Genomic DNA, 21,733 nt, shown 5'->3' with positions numbered 1-21,733 from the left:
AAGAACTTCACCCCCGTCGGGACCGCGATCAGGAAGGTCATGAAGGAGAAGAACGGGAGGAGGACACCACCGGTCACGTACATGTGGTGCGCCCACACCGTCACCGAGAGGCCGGCGATCGAGATCGTCGCCGCGATCAGACCCCAGTAGCCGAACATCGGCTTGCGGGAGAAGACCGGGATGACCTCGGAGACGATGCCGAAGAACGGCAGCGCCAGCACGTACACCTCGGGGTGGCCGAAGAACCAGAAGAGGTGCTGCCACAGCAGGGCCCCGCCGTTGGCCGCGTCGAAGATGTGCGAGCCGAACTTGCGGTCCATCTCCAGCGCGAACAGCGCGGCCGCCAGCACCGGGAACACCAGCAGGATGAGCAGGGCGGTCAGCAGGACGTTCCAGGTGAAGATCGGCATCCGGAACATCGTCATGCCGGGCGCGCGCATGCAGATGATGGTGGTGATGAAGTTGACGGCACCCAGGATGCTGCCGAAGCCGGACAGCGCCACGCCCATGATCCACAGGTCCGCGCCGACGCCGGGGGAGTGCTGCGAGTCGGACAGCGGCGTGTAGGCGAACCAGCCGAAGTCGGCGGCGCCCTGCGGGGTGAGGAAGCCGGCGGCGGCGATCAGCGAGCCGAAGAGGAACAGCCAGAACGACAGCATGTTCAGCCGGGGGAACGCCACGTCCGGAGCGCCGATCTGCAACGGCATGATCCAGTTCGCGAAGCCGGTGAACAGCGGCATCGCGAAGAGCAGCAGCATGATCGAGCCGTGCATCGTGAACGCCTGGTTGAACTGCTCGTTCGACATGATCTGCGAGCCGGGGCGGGCCAGTTCGGCGCGCATCAGCAGCGCCAGCACCCCGCCGATGATGAAGAAGACGAAGGCGGAGACCAGGTAGAGGGTCCCGATCCGCTTGTGGTCGGTGGTCGTCAGCCACTCGACGGGCGAACTCCTCGGCCGGTACCCCGCGGTCGCCTCCGCCGGAGGGTGCTCCGTCAGGGGTTCCGCTCCCAGGGGTTTCTCGCCGCTCCGCATCCCGACGCCGTCCACTGGCACACCTGCTCCGCATCTGCCGAATTCTTCGCGGACCGGAAGGGGTGCGCCGTGAGGGTCACGGGCCCGTCCGGCCTCGTTCATGATCGGCGGCGGCCGGGGGCCGGGGCTGGGGCCGGGCGGGGCCCGGAGGGAGGGCCGAACGGCCCCTTCGCCCCCCGCTCACCAGGGCGCCCAGAACCGCCCCACCACGAGCAGCGCGATCACCCCGTACCAGGCGGCGGGAACCACCCAGTGGAACTCCAGCGCCCCCAGCACCAGCGGACGCGGCGCGGGCAGGAACCGGTGCCGGAGGTTGTGCACGGTCGTGTACCAGAACAGGGCGATCGTCACGGCCCACGCCAGACAGCACCACAGGCACAGCGCCCCGATCGCGTAGAGCGCCTGGGACATCAGCCACATGCAGAACACCGCCCCGGCCAGCGTCCCCAGGTTCAGCCCCAGCCAGCACCAGCGCGGCAGGCGGGCGCCGGTCAGCAGGACGACGCCGAGCGCGACGACGACCGCGTAGGCGACCAGGCCGATCAGGGGGTTGGGGAAGCCGAACACCGACGCCTGGTCGCTCAGCATCACGTTGGTGCACGAGACCACGGCGTTGAGGCTGCACGCGGGCCGGAAGCCCGGATTCTCCGTCAGCCGGATCTTGTCGACGGTGATCTGGAAGGAAGCCAGCAGGCCCAGCGCGCCGGCCACGACCAGCAGCCAGGCCAGGGCCCGGCCCGCCCCGGCGGTCTGCCGAGCGGCCGGTGGACCCGCCGCCGCGGGGCCGGGGCCCCGGACGCTCCCGTCGGCGGACCGGTCGAGCGCGGTGTCGGTCATGGCAGTCCTCCTGCTCCCTGGGCGCGAGGCCCCGCGCCGGGGACCCGCCCTCCCGGCGGGACGACGGGCCGCCGGGCAGGGCGGAGCGGTCCCGCCGCCGCGCCACTCGGCGGCGGGACCGTCGCCTCATTCAACCGCCCCACCCATGTGCGGTACAGGGGCCGGTCGGCCCCACCGCGGGGCACGGCGATACGGTGTGCGGGGGCTTGATCAGGCGGGGCGCGGGGCCCGGGAGAGGCGAGGAGAGGCGTGGAGAACACCGGGGCGGCGGCCGTACGGCTGCCGCAGCTCAGACTGGACGAACTGCTGGACGAGGTCCAGGCCCGGCTCGACGCCGCCCGCGGCACCCGCGACCGCGTGCACAAGCTGCTGGAGGCCGTGCTGTCGGTCGGCCGCGGCCTGGACCTGGAGCAGGTGCTGCGCGGCATCATCGAGGCGGCCGTCGTGCTCGTCGACGCGCGGTACGGCGCCCTCGGCGTCATCGGCCCGGACGGCCGGCGGCTGTCCCAGTTCCTCACCGTCGGGCTCACCGACGAGGAGATCGCGGCCATCGGCCCGTACCCCTGCGGCCACGGCATCCTGGGCGAGCTGATCCGCCGTCCGGAACCGCTGCGGCTGCCGGAGATCTGCGACCACCCCGCCTCGTACGGCTTCCCGTCCGGCCACCCGCCGATGAGCACCTTCCTCGGAGTGCCCATCCGCGTCCGCGACCACGTCTTCGGCAACCTGTACCTGACGGAGAAGCGCGGGGGCGCGAGCTTCGAGGACGAGGACGAGGAGGTGCTGGCCACCCTCGCCGTCGCCGCCGGCATCGCCATCGAGAACGCCCGTCTGTACGAGGAGTCCACCCGGCGCGAACGGTGGCTGCGGGCCGGCGCGGAGGTGACGACGGCCCTGATGACCGACCGGCCGCGCGACGAGGTCACCGCCCGCATCACCGAACTCGCCCGCGAGATCACCGGTTCCGCCCTCGCCGCGTTCTCCCTGCCGGAGGCCGGGGACGGCGCGCTGACCGTCGAGGCGGCCACCGGGGTGGGGGCCGACACGCTCCGGCACCTGGTCCTGCCCCTCGAAGGCACCCTGAGCGGCGCCGCGTTCACCGGCGCCCGCCCCGTCCGTGGCCGCGCCGACGAGGTACCGGCGGGCCCGGCCGGCCCGGGTTCCGCCCTGGCCGTGCCCGTCACCTCCGGCGACGACGCCGTCCACGGCGTCCTGCTGCTCGTCCGGGCCGCGGGCGCCGGGGACTTCCCCGAGTGGGAGGCCGAACCGCTGCTGGCCTTCGCCGGTCAGACCGGCCTGGCCATGGAACTCGCCGAACGCCGCGCCGACACCGCCCAGTTGGCCCTCCTGGAGGACCGCGACCGGATCGCCCGCGACCTCCACGACCTCGCCATCCAGCGGCTGTTCGCCACCGGCATGACCCTGCAGAGCGCCGACCGGTTCATCGACCACCCCGAGGCCGCCGAACGCGTCCGCCGCGCCGTCGGCGACCTGGACGAGACCATAAAGATCATCCGGTCCACCATCTTCGGCCTCCGCTCCCGCGAGACCGCCCCCCAGCACGGCCTGCGCACCCGCGTCGTCCGGGCCGTCGCCGAGGCCGGCACCGCGCTCGGCTTCGCCCCCAGCCTGCGCATGGAGGGCCTGCTCGACACCCAGGTGCCCCGCGAGGCCGCCGACGACGCCGTCGCCGTCCTCGCCGAGGCCCTGGCCAACGTCGCCCGGCACGCGGAGGCCGGCGCGGTCGACGTCGCCGTCGTCAACGAGGGCGGGGCCCTCGTCCTGACGGTCGCCGACGACGGCGTCGGCATGCCCGCCACCGACACCCGCCGCAGCGGCCTCCGCAACCTCGCCGAACGCGCCGAGCGCCACGGCGGCACCCTCACCCTGGCCGCCCCGACGGGCGGCGGGACCCTCCTGGAGTGGCGCATCCCGCTGGCGAACGGCGGGGGAGGCGGCGGCTGCCCGGTGGCCCACGGCGCGGCGGGCGGGGCCCGGGCCGGCGGCCGATAACCACTTCCCTCCCAGTCGACCCACCAGCATCATGCAGCCATGATCACCATTCACCTGAAATACGAGATCGACGCCGACAAACTCGCGGACTTCGAGGAGTACGGCCGCCGCTGGGTCCGGCTGGTCAACCGCTTCGGCGGCACGCACCACGGCTACTTCCTGCCCAGCGAGGGCGACAGCGACATCGCCTACGCCCTCTTCTCCTTCCCCAGCCTCGCCGCGTACGAGCGGTACCGCACGGACAGCACGACCGACCCCGAATGCCAGGAAGCCTTCGAACTGGCCCGCACCACCCGCTGCATCAAGCGCTACGAACGCCGCTTCCTCCGCCCGCTGGACGGCGGGACCGAGGGTGCCGCGGCGGTGGCGTCCGCGTAGCGGTTCGCGCCGGGGCCGGCGGACCACCGGCGCTCTCTCCCGCCGCGTCCGGCCGGAATCCGGAAGACAGCGCTCCGTCGCGCCGGGAACATGACCGACAGGGCACTTGGCAGTCGCTCGGGGGTTCGACTCTGATGGAGGGGCGTCGCATCGCCGCCCGCACGCTTCCGTCGAGGAACGGTGGAGGACCATGACCGCCTGCTGCGCAGTCGTCCGAGGCCCGACGGGTGACCACGGCGCCCCCACACGCCCCGGCGCGGAGCCGGGGAGAGCGCGGTGAGCCGTGCCGGCGGACCCGCCGGGCACCGCCTGCCGTGGCAGGGGAGACGGGAACGCCGGACTCCCAGGGACGGCTGAGGTGGCCGAGGGGCCGCCTCCCGGCCCGGCGACCCCGGTGGGGCGGCTCTTGCGCGAGGCCGCCGCCCGGACCGGTACGGCGCTGCGCCGGGCCGTCGACCGGCTGCCCGCGGACGTCCGGCACCTGGCCGGGCTGCACTTCGGCTGGTGGGACGAGGAAGGCGCGCCACCGGCGGCCGGGCCCCTGCCCATGGGCAAGGCGGTGCGGGCGGCGTTGGTGCTGCTGTCCTGCGAGGCCCTCGGCGGGGAGCGGGCCGCGGCCGTCCCGGCCGCGGTGTCCGTGGAACTGGTCCACAACGCCTCGCTGCTGCACGACGACGTCATCGACGGCGACCGGATCCGCCGCGGCCGCCCGGCGCTGTGGGCGCGCTGCGGCCTCCCGGCGGCCGTCCTCACCGGGGACGCGCTGTTCTTCCTGGCCGTCCAGGTGCTGGTGGAGGCGGCGGCGCCACTGAGTGGGGCGGGGGTGACGCAGCTGACCACCGGGGTACAGGAGCTGATCGACGGCGAGTACGCCGACTCGGGCGCGGGCGGGCGTTCCCCGGCGTCGGCGGCCGAGTGCGTGGCGACGGCGGCGGCCAAGACCGGAGCCCTGTTCGCCGTCGCCTGCGGGCTCGGTGCCCTCGCCGCGGACGCGAGCCCGGCGCGCGTGGAGCGGCTGAGGGCGTTCGGCTCGCACGCCGGCGTGGCGTTCCAGCTGGTGGACGACCTGCTGGGCATCTGGGGCGACCCACGGCGCACCGGCAAGCCGGCCCGGTCCGATCTGGCCGCCCGGCGGCGGACGCTGCCGATCGCGGCGGCCCTGGCCGACGGCGGACCGCCCGCGCGGGAGCTGGCCCGGATCTACGACCGGCGCGATCCCCTGTCCCCGGCGGAACTGGACCGGGCGGCCCGCCTGGTGGGGGAGGCCGGCGGCCGGGCCCGCACCCTCGACGAGATCCGGCGGTCCCTCGACCGCGCCCTGCATCACCTGGCGGCGGCCGGTCCCGCGCCACGACCGGCCGCGGAGCTCACGGCGCTGGCCCACATGATCACCCGGCGCGACCGGTAGACCGGTCCCCCGACCCCGGAAGGAGAGGCAGGCGTGACGTCCACGACGCACGACCCCCGACTGCCCGACGGATTCTGGACCTTCTTCTGCCCCTTCCCCAGCGAGACCAGCCCGGAGGCCGACCGCCTCCTGGCCGGCACGCTGGCGTTCGCCCGCGCGTACGACCTGGGCGGGGGCGACGACGCGGCCGCGACCGTGCTCGCCCACGCCGGCGCGGGCGTCCTGGTCCACCTCTTGCCGCATGCCACCGGCGAACTCGCCCAGGCGCTGGCCGACTACAACTCCTGGGCGTTCCGCGCCGACGACCTCGCCGTCCCCGCCCCGGGTACGGCACGGACCTGCGACGTCGTCACCCGGCTCGCCCGCTGGACGTACCTCATGCGCACGCCCGGCGCCTTCCCCCACGGCACGCCGCTCGACAACGCGGTCAGCGACGCGTTCAGGCGCCTGCGCCGCCTTATGACACCGGTGCAGTTCGACCGGTTCGTCACCGGGCAGATGCTGTGGGTGTGGTCGATGCTGTGGGAGACGGGCCAGCGGGAGCGGGGCGACCGGCTGTCGGTGAACGACTACCTGGCCATGCGCCGCGGATCCGTCGGCATCGACGCGACGCCCGCGTTCCTCGACGCCGTGGAAGGCATCGAGGTCCCCGCGCGCGAAGCCGCGGCACCGGCCGTGAAGGCCGCCGTCGAGGCCGCCATGTTCGTCCCGGCGCTCGACGACGACCGGTGGTCCTACCACCGGGAGCTCCGCCCCGGCATGGAGAAGTGCAACATCTTCCACGCCCTCCGGCACGACGACCCCGGTCTCTCCCTCCACGACGCCATGCGTGAGGCGATCACCCTCCGCAACCGTGTGCTGGATCTCTATCTCCGGCTCCGCGGGCAGATCCTCCCGCAGGCCAGCCCTCAGCTGCGACGGTACTTCGGCGCGATGGAACGCGTCATCAGCGGCGCCATCGTCCTCGGCATCACCAACCCCCGCTACGTCCTCCCCGGCACCACCCGCGACGCCCGCATCACCGACGAGGCCCCCACGGACCTGCCCACCGGCCCGCTGCCGTACCCCGCGGTCGCCTGGTGGTGGGACCACCTCGACCCGGGAAGGTGACGGCGCCGCGCCCCGCGCCGCATGGCCGCGTACGAGCGGTACCGCGCGGACGGCACGGCCTGCCCGGAGTACCGGGCGGCCAGGCGGACCGGCCCGCACCACCCGCCGCGTCAAGCGGTACGAGTGCCGCTTCCCACGCCCGCTCGACGGTGGGGACGGAGGATTCTCCCGCGGGGGGACGCCCGACGGCCCCGCGGTCGCCGCTCGTCCCGCGGCCGCCGGGACCGGGGGGGGCTCCGGGCCGGGGCCGACGGACCACCGGCGCCCCGGAATCACCCCCACACGCGCGCGAGGAAGCCGTCGATCAGCGGGGCGATCTCGGGCACGCACTCCTCCAGCGCGAAGTGGCCGGTGTCGAAGAGGTGGAGCTCGGCGTCGGGCAGGTCGCGCAGGTAGGCGCGGGCGCCGGGGGCCGGGAAGAACGGGTCGCGGCCGCCCCAGACGATCAGGGCCGGCGGCCGGTGCTCGCGCAGCCACGCCTGCCAGCGCGGATAGGCGGCGATGTTGCTCTTGTAGTCGTAGGCGAGGGCCCGCTGCGCCTCCTTGCGGCCCGGCAGGTCGAGGAAGTGCTGGTCGAGCACCCAGCCTTCGGGGGCGACCAGTTCGGGCCGCTCGGTGCCGCCCTCGTACTGGGCGCGCGTGGCCTCCAGGGTGAACAGACCGAGGACGGCCTCGTCGGCGCCGGGGGTGTCCGGGGTGAGGGCGGTGAACTCGCGGGCCGCGTCCGAGAGTCCCTCGGCGTACGCGTTGCCGTTCTGCACGATGAGCCCGGCGATCCGCTCGGGCCGGCGGAGCGCCAGGCGGAAGTCGACGGGCGCGCCGAAGTCGAAGAGGTACATCGCGAACCGGGTGAGCCCGAGGGCTTCGACGAAGCCTTCGAGAGTGTCGGCGAGCCGCTCGAAGGAGTAGCCGTACCCGTCCGGGGTCCGCGTGTGCCCGAAGCCCGGGTAGTCGGGGGCGATGAGCCGGTGGGTCCGGCCGAGGGCGTCCATGAGGCGCCGGAACTGGTGCGACGCGGAGGGGAAGCCGTGCAGGAGCAGCACCACCGGGGCGTCGGGGTGGTCGGGCAGGGACTCCCGGTAGAAGACCTCCACCCCGTCGACCTCGACGAACCGATGGACGGTACGGGCCGGAACGGCGATGCGGGGTGCGGTTGCCGACGTCATGACACATGCCTCCTAGGCGTAAAGACACATTAGTCTGATCAGGGACGCACTAATGCGTCAAGCGCCTGACGTACCATTACCGCTATGCCCGACCAAGCCCTGCTGACCGGTGAGGCCCTGCCGCTGGACCTCGTCAACACCCGCCCGGCGGACGCCGAGGGCCGCGCGGACCTGCTCGCCACCCCGCGGCAACTGGCCGACTGGCTGGCCCTGCAGGCGGACCGCCTGGGCGGGGAAGTCCGGGGTGCCGCACCGACCGGGGCCGACCTCGCCCCCGTCCACGCCGTCCGCGCCCACGCCGAGGCGGCCCTCCGGGCGCTCCTGGAGGGCACCCCGCCCCCGAAACCCGCCCTTCGCGCCCTCACCGAGGCCCAGCGCGCGGCACCCTCCGTACGCGAACTCCACTGGAACGGCACCGAGGTCACGGCCGTCCCCCGCCGCACCGGCCCCCTCGGTGTCCGCCTCGCCGCTCTCCTGGCCGAGGCCACGGCCGAGCTGCTCGCCGCCCCCGGGGCCGGCAGGCTGAAGCAGTGCGAGGACGCCGACTGCGTCCTCCTCTTCCTACCGGCCCACCCCCGCCGCCGTTGGTGCTCCCCGTCCCGCTGCGGCAACCGCAACCGCGTCGCCCGCTACTACCGGCGCCACCACCGGCCCGATGCGACAGAGTCCTGACGACCGGCCGGGCCCGCGCTACGGGGCGTCGGCGCCACCGGACGTCGGTGCTACCGGACGTCGGCCAGATGCCCGGCCTCACGGAGGTACGGGCACCGTCCGCCGAGCAGCACCTCCGTCGCGACGGCCAGGACCCGGGCCTGCCTCGGCGCGACCAACGGCGCCCACTCCTCCGCGGTGAGCATGCGCCAGGCGTCGTGCTCGTCGGACAGCCGCACCTCGACGCTCCCCGCGTCGACGAGCGGCCCCTTGAACAGCGCGAACACCTCGGGAATGCCTTCCGGGTGCACTCCCCAGTCCACGGCCAGCAACTCGGGCACCTCCGGCATCGCCAGCCCCGTCTCCTCGAACGTCTCCCGCACGGCGGTCTGCCACAGATCCTCGCCGTCGTCATGCCCACCCCCGGGCAACTGCCACGCGCCACTCCAGGACGTGCGCAGCATAAGAATCCGCTGCTCACTGTCGTGCACGAGCGCCGCGGCGCAGCCCAGAATCCGGGCCCGCCGAGCCAGCCACTCGGCTCGGGGAAACTGCGGGTGTCCGGTCAAGTCCTCATCCCTACCACGCCGTTGGCTGATCGGTGGCTCGCCAGCGTACTGCCCCCACCCACACCGGCGGCGCTCCTTCAGCCCCTCGAGTGAATGTCCGGGCCGCCGGTCGTGAACACGAGAAGCGAACATCCGGCCGCAGGAGCATGTGAGGCTCGACACGTCAGAGAATGCCGTGAGTTGCATGATGCGGACTGAAATGTCGCAGCGTCTCAGGTGTAGACCAACGCTTCCTGTGCCCCTATCGTCACTTCGCGTCGCTTTACGTGTACAAGCTTTGGGGAGGGCTTGGGGGAATGTTGTGGCATGCACGGGCACGTGCCTCAGGTGCAGCGGTCGCCTGCGGACTCGGCCTGGCCTTGGTTGCCGGGGGTTTGTCCGGTGTCGTGGCCGCGTCCGCGGCAGGCGCGGCTCCGGCGAGGAACTTCGCGCCACAGGACGGGAATTCGGGTGACCCCAAGGTCGCTTCGACGGAAGCCGACGCGCTCGCGGAGGCAAAGCGTTCCGGCAGGAACGTGGAGGTGGCTTCCCAGCGAGGTGAGAGCTGGGACGTGGTCGCCAAACCGGACGGCACACTGGAAACGCGAGAGTACCTGAGGCCGGTCAGGGCCCGTGTGAACGGTGAATGGCGCCCCACGGACGTCGCGTTGGAGAGAAGACCCGAGGGGTCGATCTCGCCGCATGTCGCCACCCTCGGAGTCTCGTTCTCCGGAGGTGGCGACACTTCTTTGGCCAGGCTTGACAAAGCAGGCCGTAAGTTGGCTCTCGAGTGGCCCGACAAGCTTCCAACACCGCGGTTGGAGGGGGATACAGCCACGTACCCCGATGTCCTGCCGGACGTCGATCTCCGGCTCACCGCCCAGGTGGACGGGTTCGCTCAATTGCTGGTGGTGAAGTCGGCGAAGGCTGCCGCCAATCCGGAGCTCGCCCACCTTCGCCTGAGGATCGCAGGGGAAGGCGTTGCGGTTCAGGAGACGGCGCAGGGAGGTCTCAGTGCGGTCGACCAGGGCGCAGGGGGCACGGTCTTCGAGGCGCCCACTCCGATGATGTGGGACTCCAGCCCCGGTTCTCTCGCGTCGAACCGACCCGGAGCGCCATTTCGCAGACCTGACACCCGAAAGGCAGCGCCCGCGGTCGGAGGCCGGCAGCAGGTACCCGGCCCCGGGGAGTCGGGACAACTGGCCAGAGTGGGGGTGGACGTACCCGACGGCGGGCGGGAGCTGGTGCTGACGCCGGACAAGAAAGTGTTGACCGGACCCGACACCGTGTACCCGGTGTACATCGATCCCCAGTGGTATTCACCTCGTTCGTCGGCGTGGACCATGGCCTCCAAGTACTGGGCCAATGAGCCGCAGTGGAAGTTCAACGGCAACAAGGACGCCGGCATGGGCTACTGCGACTGGAACCACTGCAAACCGGGTGACACCAAACGGCTCTTCTACGAGATTCCGACATCCAGGTTCGCGGGCAAGACCATCCTCTCGGCCGAGTTCGTCGTTCCCGAGACCTGGGCGGCCTCGTGCGAGAAGAAGGGAGTCCAACTGTGGCGGACCAAGGGCATCGACTCGTCGACCACGTGGAACTCCCAGGATTCTTCCGACTTCTGGATCAAGAAGCTGGGTGAGTACGACTTCGCGTACGGCTTCGAGGGATGCGCCAGTGCGGACGCGGAGTTCAAGGTGCTCGACACGGTCAAGGAGGCCGCGGGCAAGTCGTGGTCGTCGGTGACGTTCGGCCTGCGGGCGTCGGACGAGAACGACACGTACGCCTGGAAGCGGTTCGCCGACCGGGCATACCTCCGCGTCCAGTACAACCAGACGCCGCCCCAGATCACCATGTCGCAGTTGTCCATGGAATACGGTGGCAAATGCAGGATCCCGGAGAAGGCGGTCCGCGTACGGAGCCTCGGCAAGATCTACGCCAACCACGTCACAGATCCGGACGGCGACGACGTCGCCGTCGAGTTCCAGGCGGAGTGGGACGCGGGTGACGGCAAGGGCAGCATCGCCCGCTGGAAGCCGGGACTGACCTCGTTCAAGAAGTCCGGATCCGACTTCGCGGTCACCCTGCCGTCCAACATCACCGTCAACACCCCGGTGAACTGGTACGTGCGCTCCTACGACCGGCGCGGCTACTCCCCCTGGTCGTACGCCGGGTCACCCAGCGGCTGCTATTTCGTCCGCGACCCCAAGGTCCTGCCCGCGCCCAAGATGGCGTCCGCCGACTACCCCGAGTCGAAGCCGGGCTCGTCCGGCGATGACGACGACCCCTGGTACGACGGCGTGGGCCGCTACGGGTCCTTCACCGTCGGTCCTGCCGGCAAGGACATCACCAAGTACATCTACGGCATCAACGGGGACGCCACTCCGAAGAACACGCTCGGCACCTCCGAGGGAGCCGCGAGGGTCATCAAGGCCCTTCCCGGCGACGCGGGCTTGAACTTCGTCACCGTTCAGGCGCTCGACGCCGTCGGCAACATGAGCGAGCCGTACACCTACCGGTACAAGGTGCGTGCCGGCCAGCCGGAGCGGGCCACGTGGGCGATGGACGAGGGGCCGGACGCCAAGCAGGCCGAGGGCAGCACTCCGGCGCGACCGGCAGAGCTGCACGGGGGATCTGTCACGGGGGCCGATGGCGCCATGGGCAAGTCGCTGTCGCTCAACGGCACGGACGCCTACGCGGAAACAGACGTTCCTATCGTGGACACATCCGGTGGCTTCACGGTATCCGCCTGGGCCAAGCTGTCGAAAATGCCGTCGGAACCCGCGGCCATCGCCACTCAGCCAGGCAACCACTCGCCCGGATTCTCGATGTACTACTCCAAGGACTACGACCGGTGGGCCTTCAGTCAGTTCGCCTCGGACACGGACGGTGCACTGCCCGTCCGGGTCATGCAGCAGAAGCCCGGCGGTGTGAAGCCGGAGGAATGGACGCACCTCGTCGGTGTCTACGACAGTGGTGAGGATGAGCTGCGGCTGTTCGTCAACGGCCGACAAGAGGCCGCCGTTTCGTACAAGACGCCCTGGGACGCCCGCCGTGGTCTGCTGATCGGCGCGTCGTCGGCCAACGGCAAGCCGAACGCGTTCTTCCCCGGACAGATCGACGAGCTGGAGATCTTCAACAAGCCGGCTTCCGCGAACGAAGTCTCCCGGCTCTACGCCAAGGAGCACATCCGCGGTCCGGGGCGTCCGGCTCGTGCGATCTTCCCGCTGGACGAGGCCCCCGGCGCCAAGGAAGTGACGGGACGCGCGGACGTCATGCCGGCGGTCTTCCACGGCAGCCCCCAGCCGGGCTCCGACGGTGTGGACGGCAAGGCACTCTCCCTTGACGGCGTGCGCGACTACGCCACTGTGGACGCACCGCATTTCAACACCATGGGTGCCTTCGCCCTCTCTGCCTGGGTCCGTCTGCCGAAGGAGAAACCGACACACACGGCTGTGGTCGTCACCCAGGCTGGAGTCCATGCGAGCGGTGTCGAGCTGTACTACTCGCCCTCCTATGACAGGTGGGTTCTGAACCAGCACACGCAGGACACCGCCGATGCCCCGTCGAACAAGGTCGTCCAGAGTGCGGGAACCCCTCCGCAAGGCGGAGAGTGGACGCATCTCGCCGGTGTCCGGGACATCGTCGCGGGTACTCTCACTCTGTATGTCAACGGGGTGGAGGCCGGGACGGGCCCACTCGCTGCCCCCTGGTACGCCGACAGGCAACTGCAGATCGGTGCCGGCGCTTATTCGGGCAAGCAGGAGAACTTCTTCCCCGGTGAGATCGACGAAGTCCGGATCTACGACCGACCCGTCTCGATCCACGAAGTACGCCAGCTCGTGAAGCAGCGCCCTCTGGTCAGGGGCCGTTGGAAGTTCGAGACCGCGGCGGGCAATCCGGCCATCTCGCCGGATGCCCTCCCGGACAAGCGGGCGGCACGGCACGACATGACGTTCACCGGTGGCGCCGCCATCGGCGAGGGGCATGTGGACAAGGGCGGTCTGAAACTCAACGGTGTAAACGCGGCGGCCTTCACCGGAGGCGTCCCGGTCGACACCGGCGGCAGCTTCACCATGACCACCTGGGCACAGCGCGTGGCGGACAAACCCGGTCGTGGCATGACCGTGATGAGCGCGGAGGGCAAGTCGCAGAACGCCTTCTCGGTCCGCTACGTCCCGGGTGACGGCGGCGCCGGTGACGGGCACGGGCGCTGGCAGGTGGTCCTCCACGGGAAAGACGCGGAAAAGGACGTCACGCTCTCGACGGTGGACAACAGGGCCTTCCAGGATGCCGGGGAATGGAACCACCTGGCCGTGGTGTACGACGGTTTCTCGGACGAGCTCCGTCTCTACGTCAACGGTGCGTTGGAGGAGTTCTCGTGCCCCGCGGATCCGGACGCCGCGAAGGCCGCCGGGTGCGCCGACCGCTCCTCTCGGGCGGGGAATGCCATTTCCTTTGGCGCCTCCAAGTCCCTGCACATCGGACGGGCGATGGTGAAGGGGTCCGCCGCGGAGTACTGGTCGGGGCAGGTCGACGATGTGTGGGCGTTCCAGGGTGCATTGAGCGACGCCCAGATCAAACAGCTCGCGACCGGCATGCGGGACGCACCCACTCAGGTACCCAACGACTGACCCGCACGTGAGTGGGGAGTTCCGCGACGGCCGGGCTCCCCACTCGGTTCACACCGGGCCGTCCCCGGAACCAACGCCGAAGCACTCGCAGCCCGAACTGCGCGTTCGTGCTGCCTCAGCGAGGGATGACGAGAGATGAAAGGCAAGTCCGGAGTACGTATCGCCCCCTGGCACAGACGCGTGGCACTCGGTGTGTCCGCGGTCTTGGTGGGGTCACTGCTGCAGGGTGTGGCCGCATCCGTCGCCGAAGCGGCGGACCATCTGCCTGGGGCACCATCACCGGGCACACCCGTAGCCGGCAAGGAGTTCCCGAGCAAGCCGCGCAAGACCGATCCAGCACCCAGAGTCCCCCGACAGTCGCCCCGGGCGATGTGGAGCCCGAGCGGGAAGGCTTCGGTCGAACTCACGGGAACAGCGACTCCGGGCGGCAGCCAAGCGAAGACCGGCCGCGCACCGGTGACCCTCTTCGCGCCCTCGCGGGAAGCAGGCAACCCGAGTAAACCGCCGGGCAAGGCCGAGGTCCGGGCGTTGGACCCAGAGGCGAGCCGTCGGGCTCAGGTGGACGGGCCCCTGTTCGTCATCACCCCGGTATCAGGGGGAAACACCGCCACAGCCGCTGAGCCCACGAGCGCAGGCGTGCGCATCGACTACTCCGGCTACGCGCAGACCTTCGGTGGCGGATACGCGTCGCGGTTGGGGCTCGTCGAGCTTCCTTCCTGCGCGATCACTTCTCCCGACAAGGCCGCGTGCCGGACGGCGAAGCCCCTCGTCACGAAGAACGACACCGAAAAGCAGGTGTTGACCGCCGACCGGATCGGTCTCCGGGCCGGCAGCGCGACCGTGCTCGCCGCCGCCCCGGCCGCTTCGGGCGAGAAGGGTGATTACAAGGCCACGCCACTGTCCCCTTCGGCGACGTGGAAGACCGATCTGAACAGTGGTGCCTTCGGCTGGTCCTACGACATTCCGGTGCCGGACGTCCCCGGCAGCCTGAAGCCCAACCTCGGTCTCAACTATTCCTCTTCGACCATCGACGGCCGCACGGGCAACACCAACAACCAGTCGTCCTGGGTGGGCGATGGATTCGACATGTGGCCCGGGTTCATCGAGCGCCGCTACAAACCGTGTTATGACGACGGGGAGAAGCACGACGACGGGAACAAGCCCGGCGATCTCTGCTGGGCCTACGACAACGCTTTCATCTCCTTCAACGGCAAGGCGGGGGAACTCGTCCCGACCGGCGGCAACGAATTCAGGCTGAAGAACGACGACGGCACCAGGGTCGCCCGTCTCTCCGGCAGTGAGCACGATAACGGTGACAACGACAACGAGTACTGGCGGCTGACCACCTCGGGCGGCACCCGCTACTACTTCGGTTACCACAAGCTCAACGGATGGGCCAAGGGCAAGGACACCACCGACTCCACGTGGACCGTACCCGTCTACGGGAACAACTCGGGCGAGCCTTGTCACAAGGGCGGTTTCAAGGACTCGTGGTGCCAGCAGGCCTGGCGATGGAACCTCGACTACGTCGTCGACCGGCACGGCAACGCCGTCGGCTACTACTACGGCAAGGAGAACAACTCCTACGGCCGTGATCTGGAGAAGAAGGACGACACCCCGTATGCGCGCGGGGGCTACCTCAAGCGCATCGAGTACGGACTGAAGTCCGCCGACCTGTACGCCAAGCCGTCGGCCAAGGTCGAGTTCACCAGCGCCGAGCGGTGCCTCCCGCAGGACAAGGACAAGGTGACCTGCGCGGAGAACACCATCGACGACAAGAAGGCCTACTGGTACGACACTCCGTGGGACCTGAACTGCAAGGCGGGCACCGAGTGCGACAAGGGTCGCTTCTCACCCTCCTTCTGGACGCGGAAGCGACTGACCGAGATCACCACCAGCGTGGTGAAGAGTGACGGCACGTACGCCTCCGTCGACTCGTGGAAGCTGGGTCACCGCTGGGGCACGGCGGACATCGACTACCAGCTCCTCCTGGAGTCCATCCAGCACACCGGTCAGTCCGCGAGTCCCGCCATCACCTTGCCGAAGACCACCTTCGCCTACACCCAGCGACCCAACCGCCTGGACAAGACGGGGGACGGGAAGGCGCCGTTCATCAAAGAGCGCCTTTCCACGGTCGCGGACGAGTTCGGCGGACAGACCGATGCCGTCTACTCCCAGCCGGCATGCGACTGGGCGAAGCTCCCCACCCCCGAGTCCAACACCACTCGATGCTTCCCCCAGTTCATCGGCGGCAGCAGCAGCGACGATCCGACCAAGCAGTGGTTCAACAAGTACGTGGTCGAGGCCGTCGCGGCCACCGACCGCACGGGTGGCGCCCCCGACCAGGTCACTCGCTACGACTACCTCGACGGTGGGGCCTGGCACTTCGACGATGACGACGGGCTGACCAAGGAGAAGTTCAAGACCTGGTCCCAGTGGCGAGGGTACGGGCACGTACGCGTCCAGAAGGGCGGCCAGGGCGCGGACGGGATGAAGTCCCAGGAGGACACCTACTTCCTGCGCGGCATGGACGGCGACCGGAAGGATTCGGGCGGCGGCAAGAAGAGCGTCACTGTCCTCCAGAAGGAGGAGGAAGGCGGCCCGATCACGGACCACGAGTCCGCGGCCGGCTTCACGTACCGCACGGAGACCTACTCGGGCCCGGGCGGAAAGATTCTCTCCAAAACCGTCAGCCGTCCTTGGCACCACGAGACGGGCAAACGCGAGCGCTCCTGGGGCACGGTCACTGCGAACTTCACCGGCACGGAATCATCACGCGCCTTCACCTCGCTGGACGGCGGGGCGGGTGAGAAGTGGCGGCAGACCCGCACGGTGACGGAGTTCGACACGAAGACCGGTCGGGCCAAGCAGGTGGACGACTTCGGTGACACCGAGACCGATGCCGACGACCGGTGCACCCGGACCACGTACGCGGATAATCCTGACGCCAACATCTTCAGCCTGCCGTCGCGTGCGGTGACCGTCGCGGCCTCCTGCGCCAAGGCGTCGTCGATCGACCGGAGCAAGGCGGTCGTCTCCGACGTCCGCACGGCGTACGACGGCGGGACCTATGGAGCGGCGCCCACCAAGGGTGATCCGACGAGCGTGGCCATGCTGAAGAAGGACGACGGGCAGCAGGCGGTCTACCTGGAATCCGGGAAGACCTTCGACGGCTACGGGCGGGAGCTGACGGCGACCGACCTGACGGCCGACGTCGTCTTCGACGACTCCGGCGAGCGCCGCTTCGTCACCAAGCGGACGGACGGCCGTACCACCACGACGGCCTACTCACCCGGCACGGGGTTTCCCACCACCGTGACCACGACCGCGCCTCCGGCCAAGGCGGACGCTCCGTCGACCGCCTGGTCGAGCACGGTCACGCTCGACGCGGTGCGCGGAGAACCGCTGAGCAAGGTGGACGCGAACGACCGGCGAACCGACTTCGACTACGACGCGCTCGGCCGCAACACCAAGGTATGGCTGCCCAACAAGCCGAAAGCCGCGGGTGGGGCGCCGAGCCTGGAGTTCGCCTACCACATAGCCGAGGGCAAGCCGGCGGCCGTCGCCACCCGGACGCTCAACGACAGCAGCGGTCAGCTGACCTCGTACGCTCTGTACGACGGACTTCTCCGTCCCCGTCAGACCCAGGCGCCCGGTCCCGACGGCGGGCGGCTGCTGACCGACACCTTCTATGACGAACGCGGACTGACCACGAAGGTCTTCGCTTCGTACTACGCCCTGGGCGCTCCGACGACGGGCCTCTTCGCCCCGGACGACGCCCTGAAGGTGGAGTCCCAGACCTGGACGACTTACGACGGTCTCGGCCGCGCCACGGAAGCGAAGCAGATCGCCGGCAACAGCGACGTCGGCAAGGTACTGTCCACGACGCGCACGATTTACGGCGGTGACCGCACGACGGTGATCCCGCCGGTCGGATCCACAGCCACGACCACGGTGATCGACGCGCGGGGTCAGACCACGGAGCTACGCCAGCACCACGACCGCGGTGCCGACGGGGAAGCAGACGTCACCCGCTACACGTACGGCCCGACGGGCAAGCTGACCAAGTTCACCGACCCGGCGGGCAACGCCTGGACGTACACCTACGACCAACTCGGCCGCCAGATCTCCTCCGAGGACCCGGACAAGGGCCCGGTGACGAGCACGTACGACGACCGCGGTCAGCTGATCAGCGTCACGAACTCGCGCAAGAGCAAGAACACGCTCTACTACGCCTACGACAACCTCGGCCGCAAGACCGAACTCCACGAGGGTTCGGCCAACGGACCGAAGCTGGCCGAGTGGACGTACGACACGGTCAACCGCGGCAAGGGGCAACCCGCCACCTCCACCCGTTTCGAGAACGGCAACGCCTACACCAACCGTGTCGACGAGTACGACTCCCTGTACCGCGTCACACGGTCGCGGGTGGGGATCCCCTCCAATGAGGGTGCCTTGGCGGGGGAGTACTACTTCGGTACCACCTACAACCCTTCCGGCAGCGTCCAGGGCATGATGCTCCCCAAGGCGGGCGCTTTGTCCGGCGAGGGCGTCGTCTACGGCTACGACAAGCTGCTGCGCCCCACGGAGGTCATCGGCTCCGGCGGGCTCAAGGCGACCGTGACCAGCTACAGCCTCACGGGTAAACCGCTCCAGGCGAAGCTGACCGGCGGTGGGAAGTTCACCCAGCTCACCAACGGCTACGAGTGGGGCACGCAGCGACTGGCCACCACGCGCGTCGACCGCGAGAACGTGCCCACCGTGGACAAGGCCGCCACGTACACGTATGACGAGACCGGTAACGTCCGCGCCGTCTCCGACGCCGCATCCGGTGGTCTGGACACCCAGTGCTTCACCTATGACTACCTGCGGCGCATGACGGACGAATGGACCCAGCCCACTCCGTCCTGTTCCAACGCCCCGGACGGCAAGTCGATCGGTGGCCCGGCCCCGTACTGGAACTCCTACACCTACGACAAGACCGGCAACCGTCTCACGGAAACCCGCCACGACACCGGCGGCGACAGTGCCAAGGACACCAAGCGCACCTACTCGTACCCGCCGGCCGGCGGTCCGCAGCCGCACACGCTGACCGCGGTGGACACGACCGCCCCGACAGGAACGGCCAAGGACTCCTACGCCTACGACTCCCTCGGCAACACCACGACCCGGACGATCGCCGGTGACAAGCAGACCCTGGACTGGGACGCCGAGGGACACCTGGCGAAGGCCGTCCAGTTCCGGGACGACAAGGCCGCCGGCAGTGCCTCCTATGTCTACGACGCCGACGGCCAACGGCTGATCGGCCGCACGGACACGGAGACCACGCTCTACCTCGGTGCCACGGAGATCACCCTCGCCAAGGGTGCCAAGACACCCAAGGCCACCCGCTACCTCGACCTGGGCAACGGTGTCCAGGCCGTCCAGAACGACGACGGCAGCGGCTCGTTCGTCGTGGCGGACCACGTCGGTACCGGCCAGCTCGCCATCGACGCGAAGAACGCCTCTGCATCTCACAGACGCAGCACCCCCTTCGGCAGCCCGCGCGGCGAACAGCCGAAAACCTGGCCGGGCACCAAGGGCTTCGTCGGCGGCACAAAGGACACGACGACCGGCCTGACCCACCTGGGCGCCCGCGAATACGACCCCGCCATCGGCCGGTTCATCAGCGTGGACCCCGTGATGGACCTGGGCGATCCCCAGCAAAACCACGGCTACACCTACGCCCACAACAACCCGGCCACCTTGTCCGACCCTTCAGGTCTGCAGCCGGCGGACTGCTGGACCTATCCGGGGATGCAGTGCACCAGGCGCTCGGACGGCGGCTGGGACCAGCGGGTGCCGGGAGAGTCCTCGTCCGGCGACGATGGCGGCGGTGATGAGGGCGGCGGTGGTGGTTACGACGGCGGTGAATCTGGTGGGTACGAACACCCGTCCCGCCGAGGCATGGAGGAGATCTACGCGGGCGTCGAGGTGCCCATCAACTGGAAGGACAAGAAGAAATTCCAGGAGACGCTCTACCAGGAAATCATTCGCTCCTGCATGGGCGAGTCGATCAACTGCTGGAGCGACGCCATCAACCGCGGCGGCCCGGAGGCGGATACGGCGCTGAGGCAGGTCCAGCATCTCGCATATCTTTCCTGTGCTCGCCTTAGCTGCCCTAACGGCCTGGGCTCGTGGAAAAACGGCTTGTCCGCTGCTGCGGCGCTGTGGGGTGTGCCCGGGGTAGTGGGCGGCTCCGCCCGAGGCATGGGAGGAAGGCCCCGGCCCGCCCCAGGAGGCGGACGGGGTGCAGGAGGGTCCTCCTGTCTCCACAGCTTCGCGCGTGGCACCGAAATCCTGCTCGAAGACGGCGGTAGCAAGCCGATCGAAGATGTCAAGACAGGTGACAGAGTCCTAGCAACGGATCCGGAGACGGGCAAGAAGACCCGACGTGAGGTCGTAGCCACGTTCGACACCCGGCATGACAAGAACTTTAGCGACCTGACGGTTGAGACTGAGCGTGGCGCTGCGAGCGTCATCGCCACGGACACCCATCCGTTCTGGGAGGTCACCGAAGAGAAGTGGGTCAATGCCGGCGACCTTCGTCCTGGATCTCGCCTACGGACCGACAAGGGTAAATCTCTACCGGTCAAGGCCGTCCGGCACTTCGTCAAGCGGCAGGCCACATATGACTTGACGGTCAACGGCATGCATACGTACTACGTGCTGGCGAGTGGGACGCCGGTTCTGGTTCACAACGCGAACTGTATTGTAGGAAAAGCACCGCGTACGCCTGACGGAAAATTTTCGAAGCGCAATGGGGAACCAGGAACCGACGGTTCGCTTGATGAGCGAACTGTTCTGGATCAACTTGAGCTTGACGGCGTGCTAGTAATCCGAGGGCAGGTGTCCGCGAGGGTCCCGGGTTTCCCGCTGCGCAAATATGACGGCGCGGTTCAGATCGAGGGGCGCTGGCTCGGGGTGGAGACCAAGGGGGGGAGCTCTCCGTTGACTCCGCCGCAGCGGAGGTTTGACGCCTGGCTGAACCAGCCGGGGAACTCGGTCAAAACCAGCCGTGGGATCACTCTAGATGGGACGTTCAACGCCTGGGTTCCCCACTGATTGGCTGGGGGCAGCCTATATCTGTAGGCTGCCCTCAACGGTGCCCGAGAGTGACTCTAGCAGGAGTGGTTCCATGAGCTTTGATCTGGGCTTTTGGTGGGAGAGGCAGCCGATTTCCCCTGCCGAAGCAGCTCGCAAGTACGGAGCCATGGCGGAGGGGGGTATGGGTATCGCAGGCGAACACGGTATGTTGGGGACGTTCTACGCGCAACTGACGAGTCGTTTTCCTGATCTTACGGAGGACAACTTCGAAGACTCGCCGTGGTCGTCTCCCTTGTATCGGACCAGGGAATGCGTGATCGCTTCCATTTCCCGCCCGCGGCAGTCGGAAATTTTTGAAACCTTGCTGGGGATCGCCGCTGATTGTGGGATTACATGCTACGACCCACAGTTCGGGAAGGTGTACTTCCCGCAAGGCGGAACCTCGGTGACGTTGGAACTTTCCAATGGATTGGTTGTGGAGGGGCCTGATTGGGGCGACGTTTCTCAGGCGCTGCGTGGTCTTTCTCCGGAAGACTGGTACGTCATCCTCGAAACCAGTCCTGGTTGGTTTATGCAAGTAGGGTTTGGTGCTGCTGTGGGGGTGCCCGCAGGTTCTTATGCTGTGGAAGTTAAGGAAGGGGCTGAGGATAAGCACTTCCGGTTCGTTCTGAATGAACTCCCGCAAGTTATTGATGTATTCCAGAGGTTCTTGTCGGGGGATTCGTCCTGGCGATCTGGGGTCCGGTTTTCTCGGGTTTCCTACTGAAATGAACTCCGGCCGGTCAGGTCGATGTGATTGTAGGTAGGTGATTTCCCCTCCGGCGAGCGCCCTCCAACCTCCTGATTTCAGACAGTCGGCGGCAGC

12 protein-coding genes are annotated in these 21,733 nt (G+C 69.0%); 8 read left to right on the top strand and 4 right to left on the bottom strand.

What is annotated here, in order from left to right; genetic code table 11:
• Together JNW98_RS03235 and JNW98_RS03230 are read right to left on the bottom strand one after the other, a co-directional pair.
• The coding region (locus JNW98_RS03235; RefSeq protein ID WP_263420357.1) for a cytochrome c oxidase subunit I at nt 1–1,034 on the bottom strand (1,034 nt) is incomplete at its 3' end.
• 180 nt (nt 1,035–1,214) lie between these two features.
• On the bottom strand, nt 1,215–1,871 hold the full coding sequence (locus JNW98_RS03230; RefSeq protein WP_223766513.1) for a vitamin K epoxide reductase family protein: 657 nt from the start codon (nt 1,869–1,871) through the stop codon (nt 1,215–1,217).
• A 249-nt stretch (nt 1,872–2,120) separates the two neighbouring features.
• Here JNW98_RS03230 and JNW98_RS03225 point away from each other — a divergent pair, with 249 nt between their 5' ends.
• From JNW98_RS03225 to JNW98_RS03210, 4 genes are all read left to right on the top strand, one after another.
• The gene (locus tag JNW98_RS03225) at nt 2,121–3,884 is read left to right on the top strand and encodes a sensor histidine kinase (RefSeq protein ID WP_223766512.1); all 1,764 of its coding nucleotides are present in this window, start codon (nt 2,121–2,123) and stop codon (nt 3,882–3,884) included.
• 39 nt (nt 3,885–3,923) lie between these two features.
• A complete protein-coding gene (locus JNW98_RS03220) occupies nt 3,924–4,262 on the top strand; it encodes an NIPSNAP family protein (protein ID WP_223766511.1) in 339 nt (112 codons plus the stop codon).
• A gap of 358 nt (nt 4,263–4,620) precedes the next feature.
• Complete coding sequence (locus JNW98_RS03215; RefSeq protein WP_223766510.1) at nt 4,621–5,670, top strand: polyprenyl synthetase family protein; 1,050 nt, start codon at nt 4,621–4,623, stop codon at nt 5,668–5,670.
• 33 nt (nt 5,671–5,703) lie between these two features.
• Nucleotides 5,704–6,780, top strand: a complete 1,077-nt coding sequence (locus JNW98_RS03210) for a terpene synthase family protein (RefSeq protein WP_223766509.1) — start codon at nt 5,704–5,706, stop codon at nt 6,778–6,780.
• 272 nt (nt 6,781–7,052) lie between these two features.
• On the opposite strand, the gene JNW98_RS03205 is transcribed toward JNW98_RS03210, so the two are convergent.
• The gene (locus JNW98_RS03205) at nt 7,053–7,946 is read right to left on the bottom strand and encodes an alpha/beta fold hydrolase (protein ID WP_223766508.1); all 894 of its coding nucleotides are present in this window, start codon (nt 7,944–7,946) and stop codon (nt 7,053–7,055) included.
• Nucleotides 7,947–8,030: 84 nt separating this feature from the next.
• Here JNW98_RS03205 and JNW98_RS03200 point away from each other — a divergent pair, with 84 nt between their 5' ends.
• On the top strand, nt 8,031–8,618 hold the full coding sequence (locus JNW98_RS03200; protein ID WP_223766507.1) for a CGNR zinc finger domain-containing protein: 588 nt from the start codon (nt 8,031–8,033) through the stop codon (nt 8,616–8,618).
• A gap of 50 nt (nt 8,619–8,668) precedes the next feature.
• Here the strand turns inward: JNW98_RS03200 and JNW98_RS03195 are convergent, their stop codons facing one another.
• A complete protein-coding gene (locus JNW98_RS03195) occupies nt 8,669–9,166 on the bottom strand; it encodes an NUDIX domain-containing protein (RefSeq protein WP_223766506.1) in 498 nt (165 codons plus the stop codon).
• 551 nt (nt 9,167–9,717) lie between these two features.
• Between JNW98_RS03195 and JNW98_RS03190 the strand changes: the two genes are divergently transcribed.
• From JNW98_RS03190 to JNW98_RS03180, 3 genes are all read left to right on the top strand, one after another.
• Nucleotides 9,718–13,782 carry a LamG-like jellyroll fold domain-containing protein gene (locus tag JNW98_RS03190; protein WP_308015458.1) on the top strand — a complete coding sequence of 1,355 codons (4,065 nt, stop codon included), beginning with the start codon at nt 9,718–9,720 and terminating at the stop codon, nt 13,780–13,782.
• Nucleotides 13,783–14,340: 558 nt separating this feature from the next.
• Entirely contained in the window at nt 14,341–20,886 is a 6,546-nt protein-coding gene (locus JNW98_RS03185; RefSeq protein WP_372459153.1) for a polymorphic toxin-type HINT domain-containing protein, read from the top strand.
• Nucleotides 20,887–20,959: 73 nt separating this feature from the next.
• Nucleotides 20,960–21,634, top strand: coding sequence for a hypothetical protein (locus tag JNW98_RS03180; RefSeq protein WP_223766503.1), 675 nt, complete (start codon nt 20,960–20,962; stop codon nt 21,632–21,634).
• Nucleotides 21,635–21,733 lie beyond the last annotated feature (99 nt).

Source organism: Streptomyces huiliensis, from assembly GCF_020037025.1.
Classification (GTDB): Bacteria; Actinomycetota; Actinomycetes; order Streptomycetales; family Streptomycetaceae; genus Streptomyces; species Streptomyces huiliensis.
Note: the sequence above shows the minus strand (reverse complement) of the source record. Positions and strands in the feature narration are given on the sequence as shown.